Raw genomic sequence first — 23,760 nt, forward strand, 5'->3', positions numbered from 1 at the left:
CTGTCGTATCCCGTCCTCAAGACCGATACCGGGACCCCAAATAACAACCCGATCACTTCGCCCTTTACGAAAGATGCAGATCAAGGCCAGTTACAAGGCCGCCGTCCATACGCGATATCGACCCTGCCCAGTTACTTCGCGGATCAGCCCCCTATCGCTGAATTTGTCCAGATTTCGCTGTGCCGCTGCACGCGAGGCATGGGTCAGTTCTTCGGCCAGCGGGGCGGAAACCATCGGCCAAGCCGCCAATGCATCGATCAGCACGGGTGGGGTTCGACCGCTCAGGTCCGAAACGGCGTCGCGGGCGCGAGTTTCCCAAGCGCTGATCCGGTCCAGATGCAGCAACGCCGCAAGTGAGGCCTGACCCGCCCCTCGAATCCAGGCCGAAAGTTTCTCGTCCAGTGACCCAGCCCCCCGCAATGCACCTGGCCCCGACAAAGAAAGCGGCATGAACAATGCGCCACCTCGTCCCATCGCGGCCGCATGGCGGGCTGCAATGACAGCGGCTTCAGTATCCTGTCCAATGCCCGGAGACAACGCGCGCCACGCGTGAAATCCGATGGCGGCCTGGGTAACCGGGTGCAAACCGGCGACATTTCGCATGGTTTCCGCCAGATCAATCACTGCTTCGGGTGTATCTTCGAAACCTTGGGCCTGACGGTCTAGAAAAGCGGTCAGCCCGGCCTCCCATCCGCCCTCTGATGGCGCAGCACTCGACGACAGCCGCCTTACAGCCCATCCTGCCCGATATAGTGCCTGCACATCGTCGCTGGTTGCTCCGATCCGCAAACCGGTCCAAAGTGCAAGGCGGTCGACGCTGATCCGGTCGCCCGTCCACCAGCCCAGATCCGAGACCTCCATCAGGGCCAGACGGTGACCCCACCCTTTGGGGCCCGCGCGCAAACGTTCATCCAGAGCTCCAAATGTCACAGCCAGATCGGCCAGTTCAGCCGATAACTCGGATTGGGCCGCGCGCCAGTCCCTTGGATCGAACAGCATACGCTGGTCCGCTCTCGGGACAGAGGGCAGAAATTCTTCGGGACCTTCGTCGCCGTCAGGCGGGAGGAACCACAAATCCTCGTCTTCCGGCGGATCGGTGTCATAGATGCTGCGCGGCCCTTCTTCCAAGGCCTCATCATCCGGGTCCGATATCTGAGGGTTCGGCTTCATGTCGGGTATTCTTCGGGCATTTACCGCGGTTCACAAGTGGTTTTGCGGATTCTTGTCGCTCAGCCTGAGAACGCCTCGGTCAAAACACTTAGTTCTCCACTCAGGTCTGTTTGCGCATCTCCACCCAACAGCATATAGCCGTAGCCATCATTCGCCCATGTCGCTGTCGCAAGACCACTGAGCACCGCAAGGTTCACATCCTTGACCGGTGCTCCCGCGCCTTGCCGGATCACACAAAACGCCACCGGATTGCCCTGGGCGTCAGCAAAGACCACCTGCACCAAAGGTTTACCTTTGAACGACAGCACCTGAGCACGTTTCAGATCAAGGCCCGGCAGATTTTCCAACACGTCCCGGTTCAGTGAACGACCCAACTGAGCCTCGGCCTGAACAAACTGCGCGTCCAGGGTTTGCTGAGAATTGTCCAGATCGGCAATCGTGTCCGGTGAATAAAGCGATTGATAGATCGCAGCCTGCTCCGCCCAGCCCAATGCCTGTGGTCGCGTGGCCCAGAATGTTGCAGACGCAGCAATAACAGCAACTGAGGCTGCGACCGCCAGCAAACGGAGCGGTCCGGCATTGGATTGTTGAGCGCTCGGAATGGGCAGATCGATCGAAGGCGCCTCAGTTGGAATGCCTTCAAAAGCCTGCTGCACAACCTGGGCAAATGGGTCGAGCGCCATGAGACGGTGTTCGAGTGCAGAATCCTCGGCCACCGCGTCTTCGATGGCGCGGGCTTCGGCCTCATCGAGGCTGCCTTCCAGATAGGCCAGAAGTGTTTCGTCGGAAAACTTCATTTGCCACTCCGTTGCACGGTGTCAGCCGCATCGTGCTGCATAACGGTTTTCAGTTTCTGCCGGGCATTGGAAAGCCGGCTCATGATTGTGCCGATGGGTACGTCCAGCATATCCGCAGCTTCGCGGTAGCTGTAGCCTTCGACAAACACAAGCATCACCGTTTCACGTTGCGCCTCTGGCAGCTGCATCACTTGAGTAAACACCTGAGCGGCGAAAATATTCGTTTCTGAATCAGGCCCTGTCGCGACTAATTCCGCCTCGGGCGTGACTGAAAGCGCCTGCGCCTTTCTTACGGATCGCGCCCGTATCTCGTTCAGCCAGATTGAACGGCAGATCGTCATCAGCCAACTGTCCAGCCGTTCATACGAGGTGACCTGGTGGTGCTTCTCCAACGCACGCAATGCCGTCGCCTGCAACAGATCATCCGCAACGTCCGACGCACCCGACAAAGCCAGCCCAAACCGCCAGACCCGTTTCGAGTGGGTCTGGATTGCGCCGCGCACGGCTTGTTCGGTGCTCATCTCAACACTCATCGAATAAAACGCGACCTGTGTGTGTTTGCTTTGACATGGGACCGGGCCCGCTTGGTCAGAACTGTCATAGATCCTGGAGGAAAGAAATGAAACTTCTGTTCAAAACAATCACGATTGCGTCGGCTATTATTGCAGGCCCGGGTCTGGCTGCAGATTGGACACTAAACCCGGATGCGTCTCATCTGGCTTATGGAACGGTCAAGATCGATGATGTTGGAGAGGTCAATTCTTTCACCAACCTTTCGGGTCATGTCAGCGAAGATGGCAAGGTTAGTATCGATATCGATCTGTCGTCGGTCGAAACGAATATCGACATCCGTAACGAAAGGACGATCGAGTATGTGTTTCGCAAGGCCGCGACCGCGACATTGAGCGCGAATATTGATATGGACCAAGTGTCGAAGCTGGATGTGGGGGCCAGTAACACGATTGAGGTGGATGCGAAGCTGGCTCTGGCGGGGACCGAGGTGGAATTCTACACCGATATGTTTGTCCTGCGTGTGGCCGAAGATACCGTCATGGTTTCAACCAACGACATGGTGTTCATCAGCACCGAGGATGCGGGCGTTTCGGCAGGCGTAGACAAGCTGATGGAGTTGGCGCAACTACCCAGCATCACCCGCACCGTACCGGTGACCGCACGATTGATGTTCAGTCTCGAAGGTTGAAACCAAAGAATAGTACTGGGTCGAATTTGGCCCCGGCTTATGCCCCCCAAGTGTCGCTTAGGCGATAGCCGCCAGGCCATGGGTCATCGGGGTCCAGCATGTGCTGGTGCGTACCCGTAATCCAGCCTCGCCCCGAGATTTCCGGGGTGATCGCCACGCGGCGGTTCAGATCATGCCGCTCTACGATACGACAGCGAAATTCACTGTTGATGACTGAACGCGCGTGGTAGCGATCGGTCATCGTCATTTCTCCCTTGGCCAGCAAAACCGCCATCCGCGCTGAAGCACCGGTGCCACAAGGTGAACGATCCAGCTTACCCGGTTTGATGGCGACAGTATTACGTCCGATGAGAATATCGCCCTGACGATCGAGCGGGCCTGCAATCTGGCAGAACGAAATGTGGCTCCAGTCTTTAGTAGGGTGATCGAAGCCAAGCTGCTCATTGGCAGCATCGGTGATGCGCGCGCCAGTCCTTGCAAGATCAGCCCCTTCATCAGGGGTAAGCTCGAAACCCAGATCGGCGGCATCGACAATTGCAAAACTGTCGCCACCAAACGCGGTATCCACGCGCAACGTCCCGATGCCCTCAACCTCGATCCGGGCGTCCAGCTTGTCGACGAAACTTGGCACATTATGCACAAAGATACGTTCGGCCTTACCATTGCGGCATTCGGCGCGGACGCGGATCAACCCTCCTGGGGCTTCCAATGTCAGATGGGTTTCAGGCTCGTGCATCGGAAGAATGCCACTGTCCAACAGAACCGTTGAGACACAAATCGAGTTGGAGCCTGACATCGGTGGCGTGTCTTCTGGTTCCATGATGATGAACGCTGCATCGGCCTCGGGGTTTTTTGGTGGAACCAGCAGATTCACATGGCGAAAGACACCGCCGCGAGGTTCATTCAGCATGAAATCCCGCAATGTCTGGTCTTCAGCGATAAAGGTCCTTTGGTCCCATACCGTCTCTCCCGGAGGCGGAGCGACGCCGCCGACGATAACGTCGCCCACTTCGCCTTCAGCATGGGCCGAGATTACATGGATGGTTTTGGAACTGCGCATTAAGCCTCCTGAAAGCCGATGGATAATGCGCAGTCATGCAAAACAGATCCGGTCTGGCAAGCCCTATCGCAGCCGCTGACCCGTCTCAGGATCGAACAGCATCGCACGCTCAGGACGAACCGAAAGCCCGATGCGGTCACCGGTTGTACTGCGTTGGTCTTCCCGTTCTTCCACAATCAGCTTATCGCCATTTGGCGTCAGCAGATAAGAATATGAAACACCACCGAGCGCTTCGGTCAGATCAACTGTGCAGGTGTCACCGTTTCGATCCACCTGAATATGCTCGGGGCGAATACCCAATGTTACTTTCGTCGCTCCTTTGGGAACGCTCTCGGTGACCGGGACATCATCAGTAAGTGCAGGGTGCCGCACCATGCCGTCCACGACATCGCACTCAAGGAAGTTCATTGCAGGAGACCCGATGAAACCCGCCACGAACTTATTGTCGGGGTCGCGATACAGGTCCATAGGGGCTCCCACTTGCTCAATCCGACCGTCGCGCAATACCACAATCTTGTCGGCCATAGTCATCGCCTCAACCTGATCATGCGTGACATAGATCATCGTCGCGCCGATTTCCTGATGAAGCCGCGCAATTTCAACTCGCATTTCCACGCGAAGTTCTGCATCCAGATTCGAGAGCGGTTCGTCGAACAGGAAAACCTCGGGGCCGCGCACAATGGCACGCCCGATCGCGACCCGCTGACGCTGACCGCCGGACAACGCTTTGGGTTTGCGTTTCAGATATTGATCGAGCTTCAGAATATTTGACGCTTCCTGAACCTTCTGGTCAATCTCGGCCTTGGCAACACCGTTCATCCGCAGACCAAATCCCATGTTCTCGGCCACGGTCATATGAGGATAGAGCGCATAGGTTTGAAAAACCATCGCCACTCCGCGTTTGGCAGGATCCACATGCGTGACTTCACGTGCGCCGATATGGATTTCCCCGTCCGAGGTTTCTTCCAAACCCGCGATCATCCTCAAAAGCGTGGACTTACCGCAGCCCGAGGGGCCCACGAACACGCAAAACTCACCATCTTCAATCTGCAGATCAATCCCGTGAATGACCTGCGTCTGGCCATACCGTTTGATCGCGCCTTTCAGGGTTACACCTGTCATGTTGCTTGCATCCTATTCTGTTGGCCCTCGGGGAACCGCCACGCCTGTGCTTCTGTGCCGATCTGTTCAGCGACGCGCCGGACGCGCGGCACCCAAGATTGCAATTGTTCGAAATCCATTCGCCCAGTCGATCCTGTCACCGAGAGGGCCCCCAACATGCGGCCCCCGTTAGTCAGAATCGGGCAGGCAATGCAGATGATGCCAGGCTCATGCTCTTCATCATCAACTGCGTAACCACGGCTGCGGATCTTAACCAGATCAACCCGCAATGCCTTTTCCGAGGCCAAGGTCTTGTCAGTGAACCGATGAAAGCTTTGTTGCGAGATCGTCTTTTCCAACTGTGCCTCGTCCAAATAGGCCATCATCGCTTTGCCAACGCCTGTGCAATAGGCCGGGCCGACCTTGCCGGCCTCGGAATACATCTCAATTGGTCGTTGCGCGTTGCGCTTATCCACATAAAGCACCTGCCCGGAATCAAGTTGCGCCAAGTGCACGGTCTCCCCTGTCTCGGCGCTGAGAGCGTCCAGGAAAGGCCGCGCAATTGGAGCTAATGAGCTATGCGTCCATGCCGAATGCGCCAGTCGCACCAATCGCATACCTGGCGAATAGGTCTGCCGTTCCGGTTCGTAATGCAGCATGCCCTGATTGGTTAGCGACTGCAGAAAGCGGTATAGCGTCGCCTTGGGAAATTCACTGCGTTCCAGCAATTCCCCGAACCGCACCGGGCGTTCGAAGGCCGCGACCTGTTCCAACACGTCACATGCTTTTCCTATTGTTCCGTCACCTGCCACGGGTGCCTGTTCTCCTCCACTTTCCCTCGGCTTTGGGCACGAGGGTCTTGACAAGAGTAGCCGAGTCGATGTGTAGTTTTCAATATATAAAACAAGGTTTCAATATTTGAGACCAATATGGAAGCTTAAGGGAGGAAACTATGCATTCCATGTTCAAGCGCACAGCGGCTGCTTTGGCTGCCAGTGTGGCACTTGCTGCGCCCGTCGCAGCAGAGCTGACCGGCGAGCTGCGAATCTTCCTCGATACGTCCAACCCGGCGCCGCGCGCGACGATGGAAGCGATGATCGAGCGATTCGCGGCCGAACATCCCGGTCTGGAAATCGAAACCACCGTGATCGACCGTGAGGCCTACAAGACCCAGATTCGCAACTTCCTGACGGCTGACACGCCAGACGTTGCCACCTGGTATGCAGCCAACCGGATGAAGCCTTATGTTGAAGCGGGTCTTTTCGAAGACGTCTCGGACCTGTGGGCTGAACCTGAAATCGCCGACAATCTGGCCTCGACCAAAGGTGCGATGACCATTGATGGCAAACAGTGGGGCGTTCCGTACACCTACTATCAATGGGGCGTTTATTACCGCAAAGACATCTTTGATGAGCTGGGTCTGACCGAGCCGACCACTTGGGAAGAAGAACTGGCCAATTGCCAGAAGATCGTCGATTCCGGCCGCGCCTGTTATACCATCGGCACCAAGTTCCTGTGGACAGCAGGTGGCTGGTTTGACTATCTGAACATGCGCACCAACGGGTTCGACTTTCACAATCAACTCGCAAATGGCGAGATCAGCTGGGAAGACGACCGGGTTAAGCAGACCTTCGCCAACTGGAAACAGCTGATCGACATGGGCGCATTCATTGACAACCACCAGACATATAGCTGGCAAGAAGCCCTGCCCTTTATGGTCAACGGTGAGGCCGCCGCCTATCTGATGGGTAACTTCGCTGTGGCTCCGCTGCGTGAAGCAGGCCTGACCGACGATCAGTTGGACTTCTATCAGTTTGTCGCCATCAACCCCGATGTTGAACTGGCCGAAGACGCGCCGACCGATACGTTCCATATCCCGGCCAATGCCTCGAACAAGGAAGCCGCGCGTGAGTTCCTGCGTTTCGCAGTCTCTGCGGACGAACAGACCGAAATCAACAACGGTGCAAACCTCGGCCAGTTGCCTGTGAACGCGCAATCTGCAGTGGACGACGACAAGTTCCTGCAGCAGGGCTTTGTCATGCTATCGTCTAACAGCCCCGGCGGTGTTGCACAGTTCTGGGACCGCGACGCACCAGCGGAAATGGCAAAAGTGTCGATGGAAGGCTTCCAGGAATTCATGGTCAAGCCGGACAACGCTGACAAGATTCTGGCCAAGCTGGAACGTGCGCGCGAGCGCATCTACGACAACTAAGTCTTGTCCAGGGTCGGGCTGAAGCCCGGCCTACACCTTGCACAATAGTAGGGCGGGCTTCAGCCCGCCTTCTCCCACCAGATCCGAGATGCCCATGACCGCTGCCGTTGACGCCCCCGAGCAAGAAAGCTGGTTCCACAGAAACCAACAGCGCATCGCGCCCTGGCTGTTTTTGGCTCCGGGTCTGTTGTTCTTCATGGTCTATGTGATCATCCCGGTCTTTCAGTCTTTCAATCTGTCTCTTTATGAATGGGACGGTTTAGGTGCAGCTGAATATGTCGGCTTTCGCAACTATGAAGATCTGTATTGGGAATGGGTGGACCGCGACGCTTTCTACATCTCGCTCAAGAACAACCTGATCTGGCTGATCCTGTATCTGGCCGCAATCCCTGCAGGCTTGTTTATCGCACTGTTCCTGAACCAGACGGTCTGGGGCATCCGCCTCTACAAGTCTTTGTTCTTCTTTCCCTTCGTCATCTCTCAGGTCGTCGTTGGGCTAGTATTCACATGGTTCTACGACCCAACCTTTGGCCTGCTAAATGAATTTCTAAGCCTCTTTGGCCTCGGTCCACTGAACGTGCTGGGGGATGAGCGCTTCGTAACCTACGGCATTATCTTCGCAGGTCTATGGCCACAAACGGCCTATTGCATGATCCTCTACCTCACCGGCCTGAACGCGGTCGACCCCGAACAGATCGAAGCCGGGCGTCTGGACGGCGCAAAAGGTGGGCGAATGCTGTGGCACATTATTCTGCCGCAGCTGCGCCCGGCAACCTTCATCGCATTCGTTGTGACAATCATCGGCGCGCTGCGCAGCTTTGACCTGATCTCGATCATGACACAGGGCGGTCCTTTTGGCTCGTCCCGCGTGCTGGCCTACTACATGTTCGAGGTCGCGCTGTCCGAATATGGCTTCCGCATGGGATATGGCGCAGCTATCGCTGTGATCCTGTTCCTGATTATGCTCTGCTTCATCGCCTACTTCCTGTGGTCGATGTACCGTGAAGAAAGGGGGCACTGAGATGTTTCCCAAACCGATCGAAAAACAACCCCGCGCAGCGCAGATCACCTATCAGGCGATGTTGCCTCTGGCACTGCTACTATGGCTGGGCCCCCTTTTGGCGGTCGCGCTTTTCTCGGTCAAACCAGCCGCAGACTTCACCAATGCGAATTACTGGGGGATGCCGTCCAGTTTTGAGGGCGCGTTCAACTATGGTCAGGTCTTTTTCAATTCGGATATGCCACGTTACTTGATGAACTCGTTCCTGATCACCGTACCAACGGTAATCGGGGCCGTTGCACTCAGTTGCATGACAGGCTTCGCGCTGGGGATCTACAAATTCAAATCGAACCTCTGGATCTTCTTCATGTTTGTGGCGGGCAATTTCGTACCCTTCCAGATCCTGATGGTCCCCGTGCGCGATCTCACGCTGGAGTTGGGCCTTTACAACACCAAAACAGGGCTTGTGCTATTCCACATCGCCTTCCAGACAGGGTTCTGCACGCTCTTTATGCGCAACTTCATCCGCGCCCTGCCATTCGAACTGATCGAGGCCGCACGGGTCGAGGGCATTAGCGAATGGCGAATCTTCTGGTACGTCGTTCTACCACTGATGAAACCGGCCATCGCCGCACTCAGTGTCCTGATTTTCACCTTCATCTGGAACGACTATTTCTGGGCTGTTGTCCTGACCCAAGGGGCCGAAAGCCAGCCCGTGACAGCCGGGATCACCAGCTTCAACGCGCAATTTCGCGCTGCCTATCAGTTGATGAGTGCCGGTTCTATAGTGGCAGCCCTGCCGCCGGTTGCCATGTTCTTCCTGATGCAGAAACACTTCATCGCGGGCCTGACCCTCGGTGCCGTAAAATAACGTCAAACCAGAGGTTTACCTCATGACCAAGATCACCTTTGTAGGTGCAGGTTCCACGATCTTCATGCAGAACATCGTGGGCGACGCCCTGCTCACCCCTGCCCTTGCAGACAGCCACTTTGCGCTGATGGATATCGATCTGGTGCGCTTGGCCGAAAGCGAAGCTGTGGCCAAGGCCATGATCCGCTCAGTCGGCACGGGTGCAACCGTCTCAACCCACACGGATCGTCGCGCGGCGCTGGACGGCGCAGATTTCGTGATCACTGCCTTTCAGGTTGGCGGGTATGAGCCTTGCACGGTGACAGATTTTGAAATCCCAAAACAATATGGCCTGCGTCAGACTATCGCCGATACGCTGGGTGTTGGTGGCATTATGCGCGGCCTGCGCACTGTGCCCGTTCTGTGGGGCGTCGCGCAGGACATGATGCAGTTGTGCCCCAACGCAACGCTGCTGCAATACGTGAATCCGATGGCCATCAACACCTGGTCTCTGGCTGAGCGCTTCCCTAATCTGAAACATGTCGGCCTGTGCCATTCTGTCCAGAACACGGTCGAAGAACTGGCGCATGATCTAGACCTGCCCAAGGCGGACTTTCGCTACAAAGTTGCCGGTATCAATCACGTCGCGTTCTTCCTCAAGCTCGAGCATGAAGGCCGCGATCTGTATCCGGCTTTGCGTCAGGGCTATCGCGCCGGGCATTTACCCAAGCCTCCGCTGCTAATGCCGCGCTGTCCAAACAAAGTCCGGTACGAAGTGATGGACCATCTTGGATACTTCTGCACCGAAAGTTCCGAGCATTTTGCAGAATACGTTCCTTGGTTCATCAAAGACGGTCGCAATGACCTGATCGAACAGTTCAGCATACCGCTGGACGAATACCCGACCCGCTGTGTCGAGCAGGTGGCCAATTGGAAGGAACAGGCCAAGACCCTGACAGATGGTCGGAACATCGAAGTAACCCGAAGCCATGAATTCGCCGCCGACCTTATGAACGCAATCGTGACAGACACGCCGTACTCAGCTTACGGCAACCTGCCAAATACGGGTCAGATTCCGCAACTACCCCTAGGTGCAGCGGTTGAAACGCCGTGTCTGGTTGACTCGAATGGCGTCCAACCTTCCGTGGTCACGGATATCCCGCCACAACTGATCGCGTTGATGCGGACCCAGATCAACGTACAAGAGCTAACGGTTCGCGCGCTGACCGAAGAAAACCCCGAATACATCTATCACGCCGCAATGATGGATCCCCATACTGCGGCCGAGCTGGATCTGCGCCAAATTCGCAGCCTCGTCACCGATCTGCTTTCTGCCCATGGTGATTGGCTGCCAGATTGGTGCCGCCCCGCCCGCGCAGCTTGATCTTCGTCTTCTCAAAAAACACTCAATTCCAACGCCAGATAGACAGAGCCAATAATGACCAAGAAACGCCGTTCACAGCATTGGTACGGAAAACTCGATAAGGACGGGTTCATTCACCGGTCCTGGATGAAAAACCAGGGCTTTCCGGATCACGCTTTTGACGGGCGCGCCATCATCGGCATCTGCAACACATGGTCGGAACTGACGCCCTGCAATTCGGGCCTTCGTGATCTGGCCGAAGGCGTGAAACGGGGCGTGTGGGAGGCCGGCGGCTTTCCAGTGGAATTCCCCGTTATGTCGCTGGGCGAGACCCAGATGAAACCCACCGCCATGCTGTTTCGCAACCTGCTGGCGATGGATGTCGAGGAATCGATCCGCGCCTATGGTATCGACGGCGTTGTCCTGCTGGGTGGATGCGACAAGACCACCCCGGGGCAGCTGATGGGTGCAGCCTCGGTCGATTTGCCGTCCATCGTGGTTAGCTCTGGCCCGATGCTGAACGGCAAATACCGGGGTCAGGATATCGGCTCGGGCACAGATGTCTGGAAGTTTTCCGAGGCTGTTCGTGCCGGAGAAATGACACTTCAGGATTTCATGAACGCTGAATCAGGCATGTCGCGTAGCGCGGGCGTGTGCATGACTATGGGCACCGCTAGTACCATGGCCTCATTGGTTGAGGCGATGGGCATGTCGCTGCCTACCAACGCCGCCCTGCCTGCCGTTGATGCCCGCCGCATGGCACTGGCGCATCTGACCGGCAAGCGCATTGTCGAGATGGTGGACGAGGACCTCAAGCCATCAGATATCCTGACCAGGGAGGCGTTTGAGAATGCCATCCTCGCCAATGCGGCCGTCGGAGGATCGACAAACGCAGTGGTCCACCTGTTGGCACTTGCAGGTCGCGTGGGTGTCGACCTGACGTTGAAAGACTTTGAAATCGGATCGGAAATCCCCCTGCTGGTCAATTGCATGCCTTCTGGCAAATACCTGATGGAGGATTTCTGTTATGCAGGCGGTGTGCCAGTGGTTCTGAGCGAACTCAAACCTTTCCTGCGCCCGGCAAGAACAGTTCTGAACAAGGACATCTCGGCCCACTGTGAAGGGGCTGAGTGTTTCAACACAGACGTCATCCGCCCATTTGACGATCCGGTAAAACCCGCCGCAGGCATGCGGGTTCTGCGCGGCAATCTTGCGCCCAACGGGGCAATCGTGAAGCCTTCGGCGGCCACAGATGCACTGCTGGAAACCGAGGCCGAAGCATACGTTTTTGAAAGCATCGAAGATCTGAAAGCCAATATCGACCGCGACGACCTACCAGTTACACCTGAGACCATTCTGGTCCTCAAAGGTTGTGGGCCCAAGGGCTATCCAGGGATGCCCGAGGTTGGGAACATGCCGATCCCGGCCAAGCTGGTCAAAGACGGCGTACGCGACATGATCCGGATCTCGGACGCGCGTATGTCTGGTACTGCATTCGGGACAGTTATCCTGCATGTCAGCCCTGAGGCTCAGGCCGGTGGTACGTTGGCGTTGGTCAAAACCGGTGACCGTATTCGCGTGTCCGCCAACAAGGGCGAGCTGCAGCTGCTGGTCGACGAAAAGGAACTGGACGCCCGCCGCGCCCTGTGGCAACCGGACGATCCGCATTACTCGCGCGGGTATGCGAAGCTTTATATCGACCACGTGTTGCAGGCTGATCGCGGCGCGGACCTTGATTTCCTTGTGGGCAAAGACACGCGCCTAGTGACGAGAGAGAGCCACTGATGGATCAACCTGCTACATTTCAAGACCTCAACGGAGCCTCTGTTTATATCACCGGCGGCGGTTCGGGCGTTGGTGCAGCGTTGACTGACGGGTTCATGGCCCAAGGGGCTAAAGTTGCCTTTATCGGTCGGTCAGATGCCGGTGAATTTGTCGAACAGATGCGTGACAAGCACGGCCGCGCCCCCTTGTTCCTACAGGGTGACATGACTGATACCGAGCTGTTGCACGCCACCATGGCCAAAGCAGCTGAAGCCCATGGCTCGATTAAAGTGCTGGTCAACAACGCCGCGAATGACAAGCGGCACTCACTTGAAGAAACTACAACCGAGTTCTGGGACTGGATGATCGAAGTCAACCTAAAGGCCTACTATTTTGCCTGTCAGGAAGCCGCGCGACAGATGAAGGACAAAGGCGGTTCGATCATCAATTTCAGTTCGATCAGTTACCTGATGGGGAACGCAGGTTATCCAATCTATACAAGTTCAAATGCGGCAATCACCGGCATGACACGCTCGTTGGCGCGTGAACTTGGGCCACATAAAATTCGCGTCAACGCGCTGGCACCGGGATGGGTTCTGACACAGAAACAGCTGGACATGTGGGCCACACCCGAAGATCTGGCTGCGCATATGGATCGCCAGAGCCTGAAAGAGCATCTGACGCCCGAAGACATGATCGCACCAACCCTGTTTCTGGCTTCAAGCGCAAGCCGTGCAATGACCGGGCAGTGCATGGTGGTTGACGGCGGCGTGGTAGGAACGGGGTGACGCTATGAATGTCGAGTGGATCGCTGTTGACTGGGGAACATCTCATCTGCGGGCATGGGCCATGCAAGGTGATAGCGTTTTGGCACAGGCCGCGTCGTCAGATGGTATGTCCCGCACAGCCGGCGGAGGTTTTCAGGCAGCCCTGCTAGCTTTGATCGAAGATTGGCTGCCCGGGCAACCGGTAGATGTGATCGCCTGCGGAATGGTTGGGGCACGGCAAGGTTGGGTCGAGGCCCCGTATTCCGCTGTTCCGTCCGAACCAATCCCGATCGTACCATTCCGTGTTCCAAACACCGATCCGCGCATTCGGGCCTTCGTTGTTCCGGGGCTGAAACAGACCAGCCCTCCCGATGTGATGCGCGGTGAAGAGACTCAGATCGCGGGGTTCCTCAGCACGCATCAGAATTGGGACGGTGTGATTTGCCTGCCCGGTACTCATACGAAGTGGGCCCAGATCAGTGCCGGAGAGGTGGTCAGTTTCCGAACCTTCATGACCGGCGAGTTGTTTGATCTGCTGCGCGGGCAATCCGTTCTGCAGCATTCAATTGACGAGGGCTGGGACGACGCGAGTTTTACCGAAGCGGTTGCCGACATGCTGTCGAAACCCGAGCAGCTGGCAGCGCGCCTATTCGGGCTACGGGCCGCTGATTTGCTGCACGGTCAAAGCAAGAGCGTTGCACGCGCCCGTCTTTCAGGGTTCCTGATTGGCGCCGAGCTTGCCGCATCGCGGCCCTATTGGCTGGGCCAACAATTGGCGATCATCGGCTCGGAAAGTCTGACCAAGGCCTACGCGACCGCCCTGCAGCAACAAGGTGCCATGGTCGAAACCGCAGACGCCACAATCGCAACACTTGCGGGTCTGTCGCAGGCCCGAACATTAACGAGGCAAACTGCATGAGCCGCCCAATCATCGCCATTCTGCGCGGGTTAACCTCTGACGAGGCGCTACCGGTCGGTCACGCCCTGCTGGAAGCGGGAATTGACCGGATTGAGGTTCCGCTGAACTCTCCCGATCCGCTGGAAAGTATCCGAGTTCTCGCCTCGGAGATCGGGGACCGCGCGCTTATTGGGGCGGGTACTGTATTGACCCCCGATCAGGTTGACGCGGTTGCCGATGTCGGGGGCAAACTGATCGTTTCGCCAAATTGCGATGTGTCCGTGATCCAACGCTCTGTCGCACTTGGGCTGCAAAGCTGGCCGGGTGTGTTCACCCCGACCGAGGCCTTCGCTGCGCTCCAGGCCGGGGCTACGGGGTTAAAACTTTTCCCCGGTTCGCTTGCCGGTCTTGCAGGGTTGGCTGCGCTGCGCCCTGTTTTGCCGCCGGGTGCTCAGGTCTTTGCGGTGGGCGGTGCGGGCCCCGAGAACTTTGGAGCCTGGATCGAGGCCAGCGCCGACGGCTTCGGAATTGGATCTGCGCTCTATAAGCCCGGAATGTCAGTTGGAGAAATAGCAAACCGTGCCCGGCAAATCGTTGCTGCCTATGATGAGGCCGTTGGATGAGTCAGGTCTATGACGACCGCCCCTGCGAATTGGGCGAGGGGCCATTGTGGCACCCTAAACGGCAACAGCTTTTCTGGTTCGATATCATCGGCAAGCGATTGATGACGCGAGAAAATGAACAAGCGCATAGCTGGGCGTTCGATGAACATGTCTCAGCCGCAGGATGGGTAGACCGTGACACTTTGCTGATCGCGTCGGAAACCGGCCTGTGGCGATTTGGGCTTGAGAGTCGAGCCAAAGATTTGATCGCCCCGCTTGAGGTCGACAATCCGGTGACTCGATCCAATGATGGGCGCGCCGATCCTTGGGGCGGGTTCTGGATTGGCACCATGGGCAAACAGGCAGAAGTAGGCGCAGGTTCGATCTATCGCTATTGGAATGGCGAGCTACGGCCATTGGTCCGAGATATCACCATCTCAAATGCAATCTGCTTTGCGCCGGACCGATCCTGCGCCTATTACAGCGATACCGCCACCAAGCTGGTCATGCGTTGGGAACTGGACGCGCAGACAGGCTGGCCCATAGGAAAAGCGGCGGTCTTCCTTGACCTGCAAAGCGAAGATCTGAACCCGGACGGTGCCGTGGTTGATCACGACGGAAACATCTGGATCGCCCAATGGGGTGCCAGCCGGGTTGCAGCCTATACGCCCGGCGGTCAATTCCTGAGAGCGGTTGGTTTCGATGCCAAACACACTTCGTGCCCGAGTTTTGGTGGTGATGACCTGACTACACTGTTCTGCACCACCGCCCGCCAAGGGCTGGACGCGGACACTCTTGTAAGAACGCCGACGAATGGCATGACACTCACCGCGCCAAATGTGGCGCAAGGTCAAGCTGAACACAGAGTTATACTATGAAGCCGGAACTTGGCGTTTGCTATTACCCTGAACACTGGCCCGAAGAAAACTGGGCTCAGGACGCCGCGCGCATGGTCGAGACTGGCTTGAAATGGGTCAGGATCGGCGAATTCGCCTGGAGCCGAATGGAACCCACTGCTGGAGACCTGCAATTCGACTGGTTGGATCGCGCGATTGAAACCTTGGGTGCGGCAGGGCTGAAGATTGTGCTGGGCACCCCGACGGCAACACCTCCGCGATGGATGCTGGACAAGCATCCCGACATGCTGGCTGTGGATGCTGATGGCAATCTACGCAAGTTCGGCTCACGCAGACATTATTGCTTTAGTCGCACCGGCTATATCGACGAATGCAAGCGGATCACGAAGATCATGGGTCAGCGCTATGGCCGCAACCCGTATATCGCTGCCTGGCAAATCGATAACGAATATGGCTGTCACGATACGACGCTCAGCTATAGTGCTGCGGCGCTGTATGCTTTTCACCGCTGGCTGGCGGACCGATACAACTCGATCGACGCGTTGAACGATGCCTGGGGGAATGTGTTCTGGTCGATGGAATATAGCAGCTTCGATCAGATCGAACTGCCGAACCAGACCGTGACCGAGCCCAACCCGGCACACGTCTTGGCGTTTCGCAGGTTCAGTTCGGATCAAGTGGTGGCGTTCAACAAGGCCCAGGTCGATGCGCTGCGGCCGCTAACGGATCAACCATTGCTGCACAATTACATGGGGCGTGTGCTGGAATTCGATCATTTCGATGTAGGCAGGGATTTGGACATCGCGACGTGGGACAGCTATCCGATTGGCTTCCTGTCGGATCGGTTGGAAGTGGACGAGCCGCACAAGACTGCATTTCTGCAGCAGGGTGATCCGGACATGCAGGCCTTTCACCACGACCTATACCGCGCCGTCGGTCGAGGCCGTTGGTGGGTCATGGAACAGCAACCCGGTCCAGTGAACTGGGCCCCCTACAACCCGGCACCCCTACCCGGCATGGTGCGCCTCTGGTCGCTTGAGGCGGTGGCCCATGGGGCCGAAGTGGTCAGCTATTTCCGCTGGCGGCAAGCGCCATTTGGGCAGGAACAGATGCATGCCGGTCTGCTTACCCCGCATGGCGACGAAGCACCCGGTTTGGCAGAGGCGCGTCAGACCGCCGATGATCTGGCCGCGATAGGCACGGTTCAGCCTATCCATGCGCAGGTTGCTATCGTCTTCGATTATGCATCTGACTGGGCCTGGACAACGCAGCCTCAGGGCGCGGGGTTCGATTATTTCCGGCTCGTATTCTCTGCCTACCGCGCGTTGCGGCGCGCTGGGTTGTCGGTGGATTTCGTGCCTCAGAACGAGGTCGGCAAGGAGCACTATAATCTGATCCTAGCACCGGGCCTGGCTGCCCTAGGCGATCTTGAACAAAGGCTACTACAAGGATGTGATCTTGCCGTTCTGGGACCGCGCAGCGGGGCAATCACCGAAGATTTTCAGATCCCTGATTCGGGGCGCCCAGGTCTTGATGGCCTCAGCAGCCATGTCGATCTGATCGAGACTTTGCCACCCGGCGTAACCCGCATTGTCGAAGGGGGCGGTGCTGCGGAACATTGGGTTGAGCGCTTGTCAGGCTCCGCGCAAAAATTGCTTTCTTTCGCAGATGGCACTGCGGCGTTGCATGGCGGTGCCGGTCTTTGGTATTTGGCGGGGTTCCCCGATGAGGCCCTTTGGGATCGCGTCATAGCCATGGCGGCCCAGAAAACGGATCTGGCGCTCCATCCGATGCCCAAAGGGCTGCGGCGGCGCGAGACGCAGTCGCACGAAGTGCTGATCAACTATAATGCGCATTCAGTGACATGGGACGGCCAGCAGATCGAGGGATGTGATGTCCTGTTCAGGACGCGCGGTTCATATAAACGTTAATCTAGATACCGCTAACATAACCTGTTAGATGGCGTGACGCTGGTCATGGCTCCAACAGGTTGCGACAATGAAATATACCCGTTCTGACTTTCCCAATGGCTTTCTGTTTGGTGCGGCTGCCCCTGCAGAACCGGCAACTGGGCTAGACATGCACCGCTTTACAGTCCGTTGGCAGCAAATCATGCCAGACGGTCGCATTCCTGATGCACGCGCATTGGATCAGTGCGAGCAGCGGATTGATCAGCTTTTGGCACACAGCATTCGGCCATGCATTGTGCTGGATCACAACGATATCCCCCCAGCGCTGGAGGATATCGGCGGGTGGCGCAATCGAGTAATGGCCGACTATTTTGCAGCGTTTTCTGAGGCAGTCGTCGCTCGGATGGGTGATCGGATATTCAACATCTCTACCTTGAACCCGTCCGTCGGAATCGAACGCGACCCTCGCACTAATGCCCGCAGCCTGCACCATCAATTGCTTGCACAGGGCGCGGCGCGTCAGGAAATGCGGAGCTATGGGATGGCCAATCTGGGTGTAGAGGTCGATCCGCTCATCCTTGATACGATAACCAACGGGCAATACCCGCAGTCTTTGCTGGATCGATTGGCCCGCCACTTTCCCGAAAATTGGCGGGATGATTTTTCCATCATCGCCGAGCCGATTGATTGGTGCAGCGTAGTCGTGAAAGAGGGCGCTGACATAGACATACTCATGCGCACAACACATGAGCAATCGCTGCCTTCATTCGTGACCGTAGCCGCCGATGCGGGTCATGACTTGGTGCATTCGCTGGCGCGCGTGCATGACGCGCTTGAATCCGACACCTTGGTACACGGCATTTTCGTTCAGTCCGGGACCGACGTCGAGGCGTTGCAGACAATCCAAACAAGTGACGCCCAGCCGGCCCCATGGGTTAGACCCAAGGGAGGGTTACACGCACATTGGAATCTGGTGGCCGATATCGGCGGCACCAATACAAGATTGGGCGTCGTAACCGAGGGGGCGCTGACCGATCTTCGCAAACACCCCACGGGCACTGTAAGCGACCTGCAAGACGCATTACACAGTTTATGCGACGAGGTCGGGACACAGCCGCGCGCTGTGGTCGCGGCCGGGGCGGGGCCGGTTCAGGACGGCACCATTCGCCTGACCAATGCCAATCTTGATCTTTCCGAAGACGCTCTGGCCCGAGCGACCGGCGCGCACCATACCTATGTCATCAATGATTTCACTGCTGCCGCATGGTCAGTCGCCGAGATTACCGAGAATGATGTTGAGGTATTGCAGGGCTCAGCCGCTCTACCATTGGGGACACGGCTAGTTGTCGGGCCGGGAACCGGGCTGGGCGTGGGCGCCCTGCTCTACTCTGAAGGACATTTTCACACCGTTTCCGGCGAGGGCGGCCATGTTGGATTGTCCCCGCGCCATCTTGACGAGGTCGAGGTTTTCCGCGCAGCCCGCAAGATCATACCCGAGTGCTTTTTTGACGATACGCTCACCATCGAGGCCGAGATGTTCCTGAGCGGAACTGGCCTACCGGTTCTCTATCAGGCGATCGGAATGGCCGAAGGTCAGCCCAACGGCATGATACGTTCGGCAAAAGACATTCTGCAGGATGCTCAGGACGGCTCGGATGCCTGCGCTGTTAAGGCGGCGCGAATGTTCACCGAGCATCTGGGCGCCATAATGGGCGATCTTGCTGTTGCTCTTATCCCCTCCGGAGGTGTGTTTCTTGTTGGCGGGGTGGCCGAAAAGAACCGCTGGCTGTTTGGTCAGGATTTTCTGCGTGCCTTCAACGCAGGAGGTCGGTTTGATGAACTGCGGCGATCAATGAACCTGTATGTGTCGGAGCAGAATGAGTTTGGCATTGTTGGCGCTAACAATTTCTGTAAGAATGCCTTGGCACGGTAATTTGGCCGTGCATTTTTAGGCAGATCGAAGGGTAGCGGAATGATCCTGTGCTGTGGAGAAGCTCTGATCGATATGATTGCCGAACCAACGGTTTCTGGCAGCAAAGGGTTTGTCCCACATTCCGGCGGCGCGATCTTCAATACAGCAATTGCATTGGGTCGTTTGGGCATACAAACGGGGCTGCTGTCAGGGCTATCTACCGACATGTTCGGAGAGCAGTTGATCGCCGCCTTGCAGATCAGCCATGTCGCGACCTCGCACGTTATCCGCTCGGACCGTCCTACGACGCTTGCATTCGTGCAGTTGAAGGACGGGCACGCCACCTACAGCTTTGTCGATGAGAATACTGCAGGCCGTATGCTGCAGCCCGAAGATATGCCGGATCAATTGGCCGGTGTGTCAGCGCTGTATTTCGGGGGGATCAGCCTGGCGTGCGAACCCTGTGCCGATGCCTACGTGGCCACACTTGATCGTCATGGCGCGGATCGTGCCGTAATGCTGGACCCCAATATTCGACCTGGTTTTATCAAGGGTCAGACCCGATACCGCACCCGTTTGAACCGAATGATTGCACAGGCCGACATCATCAAAGTGTCCGACGAAGACCTTGATTGGATTATACCGGGCCCCGAAAGCCATGCCGAGAAAATTCCACTGCTGCTTCGTGCAGGACCAGCGATCGCAATCGTGACCAAAGGGGGGGATGGCGCGACAGGCTATCTTACTGATGGAACGGACGTTTCCGTGCCCGTCCAGAAGGTTAAGGTCGTGGATACTGTTGGTGCTGGCGATACGTTCAACGCAGGTGTGCTGGCCGCGTTGAGCCAAACCGGTCACCTCAACAAACCCGCCTTGCGCACTTTGCCCACAAGCAGTCTTCGCGACGCGCTGGAGTACGGGGCAAAGGTCGCTGCCGTTACCGTATCCCGAGCAGGGGCAAACCCGCCTTGGGCGCAGGAACTCTGAGAACAAGCGCACCGATGCCGGGTTCAAGCCTGGACAGGAGCATGGCATAACGCCTCCGTCTGACATGCAGCTAAAGCAAAGGCCCCCGAGATTGCTCGGGGGCCGCTTTGTTACCACAGTATCGGGAACGACCGATCAGCTGCGGCCTTTCCATGGCACCAGCCAGTTCTCGGCCTTGCGCATCAGGATATCGATTCCATATCCGATCACCCCGATCAGGACGATCCCCATGATGACAATGTCGGTCAGCTGGAATTTGGATGCGGCGATGATCATCATGCCGGCACCCTTTTGTGCGGCAACCAGTTCAGCCGCAACAACAGTTCCCCAACAGACACCCATAGCCACACGTGCACCGGTGAAAATCTCGGGCAGCGAGTTGGGCACGATCACATGGCGCATGATCTGCCATTTCGACGCCCCCAGAGAATACGCTGCGTGGATTTTCGAGATGTTCACACCGGACACACCAGCCCGCGCGGCGATGGTCATGATCCAAAGGGCCGCAAGGAACAGCAGAACGATCTTGCCGGTCTCCCAGATGCCGAACCAGATGATCACCAGTGGGATCAGCGCAAGTGGCGGCACCGGTCGCATGAACTCGACAATCGGATCGAACCAGCCGCGGAACCAACCGGATAGGCCCATTGCATAACCCAGCGGAATCCCCACAAGCGCACCTGCGATAAACCCAGCAATCACGCGCAACAGCGACCAGCCCAGATGCTCCCAAAGCGAGAAGTTCTGGTAGCCTTCATTCGCAATCTCAAAGAACCGGGCCACAACGGTTTCAGGGGCTGGAAGCCAGATGGGGTTCATCTGCAAGCCCTGTTTGGGGGTGAAACTGATCGCCCCTTTCCCGGTCAGCGTTACGGTACCATCGCCTGTATCAACCTTTTGGCCTTCACCTATAGGTGTGCCGTTGATCGCGACGATCTTTGCACCCTCATTACGTTTAGCATCATCGTTCTTGTCGAACAGGATCGTCGATGAGCGGCCCGCAGCAGCAGCAACCGCATCGTCTTTGGCAAATCCGCTGCCGGGCTCGACCTCGAATTTTTCTGCTTCCTCACCGAAGGCTGGAACACGAACAAAAATCGTGGCTTCATCCGTGCTGCCATCCGCGTTTTCGAGCGTATAGGTGAATTGCGTATCACCCACAAATGGGCCCGGCACATGGATCGGAAACAACTTCGAGCCGGTGAAAGCCGCCCAGATTACAAAGATCACGAGAACCGAGATTATCGATGCAGCCCTATCCGCTCGTACGGCACTTTCGTCGCCGAAAGTCACAGTTTTCAAGCTTGTGAAATCCTGACGCGATTGCAAACCGCGGCGTAACGCGTAGACGATAAAAAACGCGCCACCGAACAGGCCGATATAGAAGAGAAGTACAATCATGATGCCTGCTCCGTCCGACCCATAATTTCTTCTTCCATCTCCCAGATCATCGAGAGGATCTCATCGCGCTTTTCCGCAAAACCTTCGGATTTCTTCACATCACGCAGATCGGCATTCACACCGCGTTCAGCAAAAGGCAGATTGTATTCGCGGTGAATGCGCCCCGGTCTGGGGGCCATGACAATCAGACGCTCACCCAGCAACAAGGCCTCTTCGACCGAGTGGGTGATCAGGATGATCGTCTTGCCTGTTTCTTTCCAAAGCTTCAGGACAAGGCCCTGCATTTTCTCACGGGTCAGCGCATCCAAAGCACCCAGCGGTTCGTCCATCAGGATGACGTCCGGCTCGTTTGCCAGGCACCGCGCCAACGCAACACGCTGCTGCATCCCGCCCGATAGTTCATAAACCGCCTTGTCCTTGAAATCCTGAAGCCCGACGACCTCAAGCAGATGGTCGGAAATCTGGTCACGCTCGGCTTTGGGCATGCCTTTCATGCGCGGGCCAAACTCGACATTTTCCCGCACATTCATCCATTCGAACAATGCGCCCTTCTGAAACACCATCCCGCGTTCAGCATCAGGGCCTTTGACCAGATGGCCGTTCAATTCAATTTTGCCAGATGTCGGCGCCAGAAATCCTGCAACGATGTTCAGCAACGTCGTTTTACCACAGCCCGACGGGCCAAGGACAGACATCAGCTCACCCTCTTTAAGGCTGAGTGAAACATCTTGTAGGGCCTGTACTGAGGAGCCGTTGGGTAAGTCAAAGCGCATGGACAATTCTACGATGTCCAGTTCAGGCATCCTGCCTCCTTCCTGCTTTCATAGCTGTCGACCGGCCCGAAACCGGGGCCGGTCGCATGAAATGTCCTGCGTGATTAGTTATTCGCAGCTGTCAGCGGGCCTGCATTAACGGCACCATCATACGAATCCAGAGCGGATTCGATGCTGCCTGCCGACACGAACACGTTTGCAACACCCTGCATGAAGTCTTGCGCGCCACCTCCCAGCCACTTCTCAGATAGCTGGTCTTCAACTGACGGGAAGGTGAAAGTCGCGATTGTGGCTTCAGCGTCTGCAGGATCCATACCAGCATCCTTTGCAATCACCGGCAGCATTTCATCTTTGCTGTCGCCTGCGTTCCACTTGGCGTTGGCATCTGCAGTAACCTTAAGGAACTTCGACAAAAGCTCGGGCTCTTCTTCGATGAAGCTTGCCGGAGCGCTAGTGACGTCGAACACCAGAATACCGATCTCTTCTTTTTCAGCACCGGTCAGCAGAATGTTGCCATGCTCGGTCATACGACGAAGCGCGCCACCCCAGCCGCAAACCATGTCGAGGTTGCCCTGGGCAAACGCCGCGGCGCCATCGGCAGGAGCCATGTCAACAATTTCCATTGAACCGATGTCGACACCAAAGTGAGACATTTGCGACAGGAAACCGTAATGCGCAGCTGTACCAATCGGAACACCGACCTTCTTGCCGTTCAGTTCACCCGCGTTGCCCTTGTCGATTTCAAGCGCTTCGGCAACAACGCAGTTGTCGTTGTCTGAATAGCTAACCGCCACATCGACGATCTGGATGTCCTGACCGGCCGAAGTGGTTACCACAAACGGTGGTACTCCTTGGCTGACTGCGATCTGTACATCACCCGAGGCCATCGCAGCTGACATGGCGGTACCGGTGTCGAAAGACACCCAGTTGATCTTGACGCCCAGTTCTTCTTCGTAGGTTCCGTTTGCTTTCGCATACTGGAACGGCATCGGCCATTCGAGGAAATATGCAACCGTCAGTTCATCAAGCGCGGCGGCTTGTGAAGCGGTGACGGCCGCAATCCCGGCATATGCTGTTGTGAGCAGATATTTCTTGATCATTTTGACTATTTTCTCCCTGCTGGTTCCACTTGTCG

22 protein-coding genes are annotated in these 23,760 nt (G+C 56.8%); 13 read left to right on the forward strand and 9 right to left on the reverse strand.

Going from position 1 to position 23,760, the window contains the following annotated elements:
* Window positions 1–90 precede the first annotated feature (90 nt).
* The 3 genes from ACR0AY_RS09655 to ACR0AY_RS09665 are packed head-to-tail and all read right to left on the reverse strand — an operon-like array spanning window position 91 to window position 2,488.
* Window positions 91–1,170: a helix-turn-helix domain-containing protein gene (locus ACR0AY_RS09655; protein ID WP_170511950.1), complete on the reverse strand. Its 1,080-nt coding sequence runs from the start codon at window positions 1,168–1,170 to the stop codon at window positions 91–93.
* Between the two features lie 59 nt (window positions 1,171–1,229).
* Complete coding sequence (locus ACR0AY_RS09660; RefSeq protein WP_170511952.1) at window positions 1,230–1,967, reverse strand: hypothetical protein; 738 nt, start codon at window positions 1,965–1,967, stop codon at window positions 1,230–1,232.
* Window positions 1,964–2,488, reverse strand: a complete 525-nt coding sequence (locus tag ACR0AY_RS09665; protein WP_255612221.1) for an RNA polymerase sigma factor — start codon at window positions 2,486–2,488, stop codon at window positions 1,964–1,966. Before ACR0AY_RS09665 ends, ACR0AY_RS09660 begins: the two co-directional genes overlap by 4 nt.
* Before the next feature lie 98 nt (window positions 2,489–2,586).
* Between ACR0AY_RS09665 and ACR0AY_RS09670 the strand changes: the two genes are divergently transcribed.
* The gene (locus tag ACR0AY_RS09670) at window positions 2,587–3,168 is read left to right on the forward strand and encodes a YceI family protein (RefSeq protein ID WP_170511954.1); all 582 of its coding nucleotides are present in this window, start codon (window positions 2,587–2,589) and stop codon (window positions 3,166–3,168) included.
* A gap of 37 nt (window positions 3,169–3,205) precedes the next feature.
* Here ACR0AY_RS09670 and ACR0AY_RS09675 read toward each other — a convergent pair whose 3' ends face one another.
* The 3 genes from ACR0AY_RS09675 to ACR0AY_RS09685 form a co-directional block, all read right to left on the reverse strand.
* The gene (locus tag ACR0AY_RS09675) at window positions 3,206–4,228 is read right to left on the reverse strand and encodes a trans-3-hydroxy-L-proline dehydratase (protein ID WP_170511956.1); all 1,023 of its coding nucleotides are present in this window, start codon (window positions 4,226–4,228) and stop codon (window positions 3,206–3,208) included.
* A 63-nt stretch (window positions 4,229–4,291) separates the two neighbouring features.
* Window positions 4,292–5,350: an ABC transporter ATP-binding protein gene (locus ACR0AY_RS09680; protein WP_170407775.1), complete on the reverse strand. Its 1,059-nt coding sequence runs from the start codon at window positions 5,348–5,350 to the stop codon at window positions 4,292–4,294.
* Window positions 5,347–6,141, reverse strand: a complete 795-nt coding sequence (locus tag ACR0AY_RS09685) for an IclR family transcriptional regulator (protein ID WP_170511958.1) — start codon at window positions 6,139–6,141, stop codon at window positions 5,347–5,349. The genes ACR0AY_RS09680 and ACR0AY_RS09685 overlap by 4 nt, the downstream gene beginning before the upstream one ends.
* A gap of 140 nt (window positions 6,142–6,281) precedes the next feature.
* Between ACR0AY_RS09685 and ACR0AY_RS09690 the strand changes: the two genes are divergently transcribed.
* From ACR0AY_RS09690 to ACR0AY_RS09745, 12 genes are all read left to right on the forward strand, one after another.
* Window positions 6,282–7,541: an ABC transporter substrate-binding protein gene (locus tag ACR0AY_RS09690; RefSeq protein WP_170394448.1), complete on the forward strand. Its 1,260-nt coding sequence runs from the start codon at window positions 6,282–6,284 to the stop codon at window positions 7,539–7,541.
* Between the two features lie 94 nt (window positions 7,542–7,635).
* Window positions 7,636–8,562 carry a carbohydrate ABC transporter permease gene (locus ACR0AY_RS09695; protein WP_170394445.1) on the forward strand — a complete coding sequence of 309 codons (927 nt, stop codon included), beginning with the start codon at window positions 7,636–7,638 and terminating at the stop codon, window positions 8,560–8,562.
* Between the two features lies 1 nt (window position 8,563).
* Window positions 8,564–9,412, forward strand: coding sequence for a carbohydrate ABC transporter permease (locus ACR0AY_RS09700; protein WP_170394442.1), 849 nt, complete (start codon window positions 8,564–8,566; stop codon window positions 9,410–9,412).
* 22 nt (window positions 9,413–9,434) lie between these two features.
* Window positions 9,435–10,775, forward strand: coding sequence for an alpha-glucosidase/alpha-galactosidase (gene melA / locus ACR0AY_RS09705; RefSeq protein ID WP_170511960.1), 1,341 nt, complete (start codon window positions 9,435–9,437; stop codon window positions 10,773–10,775).
* Window positions 10,776–10,829: 54 nt separating this feature from the next.
* Window positions 10,830–12,539 carry an IlvD/Edd family dehydratase gene (locus ACR0AY_RS09710; RefSeq protein ID WP_170511962.1) on the forward strand — a complete coding sequence of 570 codons (1,710 nt, stop codon included), beginning with the start codon at window positions 10,830–10,832 and terminating at the stop codon, window positions 12,537–12,539.
* Window positions 12,539–13,306 (forward strand): SDR family oxidoreductase, encoded by a 768-nt coding sequence (locus ACR0AY_RS09715; RefSeq protein WP_170511963.1) that lies wholly within the window; start codon window positions 12,539–12,541, stop codon window positions 13,304–13,306. Before ACR0AY_RS09710 ends, ACR0AY_RS09715 begins: the two co-directional genes overlap by 1 nt.
* A gap of 4 nt (window positions 13,307–13,310) precedes the next feature.
* Window positions 13,311–14,204 (forward strand): 2-dehydro-3-deoxygalactonokinase, encoded by an 894-nt coding sequence (locus ACR0AY_RS09720; RefSeq protein WP_170511965.1) that lies wholly within the window; start codon window positions 13,311–13,313, stop codon window positions 14,202–14,204.
* Window positions 14,201–14,806 carry a 2-dehydro-3-deoxy-6-phosphogalactonate aldolase gene (locus tag ACR0AY_RS09725; protein WP_170511967.1) on the forward strand — a complete coding sequence of 202 codons (606 nt, stop codon included), beginning with the start codon at window positions 14,201–14,203 and terminating at the stop codon, window positions 14,804–14,806. The genes ACR0AY_RS09720 and ACR0AY_RS09725 overlap by 4 nt, the downstream gene beginning before the upstream one ends.
* Window positions 14,803–15,663, forward strand: coding sequence for an SMP-30/gluconolactonase/LRE family protein (locus ACR0AY_RS09730; RefSeq protein ID WP_170511969.1), 861 nt, complete (start codon window positions 14,803–14,805; stop codon window positions 15,661–15,663). The genes ACR0AY_RS09725 and ACR0AY_RS09730 overlap by 4 nt, the downstream gene beginning before the upstream one ends.
* Window positions 15,660–17,573: a beta-galactosidase gene (locus ACR0AY_RS09735; RefSeq protein ID WP_170511971.1), complete on the forward strand. Its 1,914-nt coding sequence runs from the start codon at window positions 15,660–15,662 to the stop codon at window positions 17,571–17,573. Before ACR0AY_RS09730 ends, ACR0AY_RS09735 begins: the two co-directional genes overlap by 4 nt.
* 67 nt (window positions 17,574–17,640) lie before the next feature.
* Window positions 17,641–19,485, forward strand: a complete 1,845-nt coding sequence (locus ACR0AY_RS09740; RefSeq protein ID WP_170511973.1) for a family 1 glycosylhydrolase — start codon at window positions 17,641–17,643, stop codon at window positions 19,483–19,485.
* A 39-nt stretch (window positions 19,486–19,524) separates the two neighbouring features.
* Window positions 19,525–20,451: a carbohydrate kinase family protein gene (locus ACR0AY_RS09745; RefSeq protein ID WP_170511975.1), complete on the forward strand. Its 927-nt coding sequence runs from the start codon at window positions 19,525–19,527 to the stop codon at window positions 20,449–20,451.
* 135 nt (window positions 20,452–20,586) lie between these two features.
* On the opposite strand, the gene ACR0AY_RS09750 is transcribed toward ACR0AY_RS09745, so the two are convergent.
* The 3 genes from ACR0AY_RS09750 to ACR0AY_RS09760 form a co-directional block, all read right to left on the reverse strand.
* Window positions 20,587–21,852, reverse strand: a complete 1,266-nt coding sequence (locus ACR0AY_RS09750) for an ABC transporter permease (protein ID WP_170394412.1) — start codon at window positions 21,850–21,852, stop codon at window positions 20,587–20,589.
* Complete coding sequence (locus ACR0AY_RS09755; protein ID WP_170394409.1) at window positions 21,849–22,655, reverse strand: taurine ABC transporter ATP-binding protein; 807 nt, start codon at window positions 22,653–22,655, stop codon at window positions 21,849–21,851. The genes ACR0AY_RS09750 and ACR0AY_RS09755 overlap by 4 nt, the downstream gene beginning before the upstream one ends.
* A 74-nt stretch (window positions 22,656–22,729) precedes the next feature.
* The gene (locus tag ACR0AY_RS09760) at window positions 22,730–23,725 is read right to left on the reverse strand and encodes a taurine ABC transporter substrate-binding protein (RefSeq protein ID WP_170394406.1); all 996 of its coding nucleotides are present in this window, start codon (window positions 23,723–23,725) and stop codon (window positions 22,730–22,732) included.
* Window positions 23,726–23,760 lie beyond the last annotated feature (35 nt).

Source organism: Ruegeria sp. A5 (assembly GCF_056543005.1).